At 64.2% G+C, this 416-nt stretch carries 1 protein-coding gene; it reads left to right on the forward strand.

The annotated features are described in order from the left end of the window. Positions 1 to 31 precede the first annotated feature (31 nt). Positions 32 to 416, forward strand: a 385-nt coding sequence (locus C1I99_RS32050; protein WP_325049263.1) for a flotillin family protein, incomplete at its 3' end; no start/stop codon positions are given.

The following is a 416-nucleotide window of genomic DNA, read 5'->3' on the forward strand; positions in this document are numbered from 1 at the left end:
TTTCTGGCAGGTTCCCGCACCGAATGAGGCAATGCTCATTTCCGGCTCCAAACGGCATGCTACGGAAACCCAGTTCCGTATCGTCACCGGTCATGGCAGTTTTGTGCTGCCCATCAAGCAGAAGGCCCGGATGCTGTCGCTGGCCCTGCGGGAAGCGGAGATCGCGGAGGACTGTGTGACCCAGCAGGGAATTCGGCTCGCGGTGCGGGCCGTATGCGTGTTCAAGGTGGGTGACGACGCGGTGTCGATCGCCAATGCCGCCCGCCGGTTCCTGTCGGAACAGCATCGGATGGAGGAGCGGGTCGGCCGGATCTTCGCGGGACATCTGCGTTCCATCGTCGGCGGACTCACGGTGGAGCAGATCATCCGCGAGCGCAGCCGGGTCTCCCAGGAAGTGGTGGCGGGCAGCCATGGCG

The sequence above is a fragment of the Micromonospora deserti genome (genome assembly GCF_003236335.1).
In the GTDB taxonomy this organism is placed as follows: domain Bacteria; phylum Actinomycetota; class Actinomycetes; order Mycobacteriales; family Micromonosporaceae; genus Micromonospora; species Micromonospora deserti.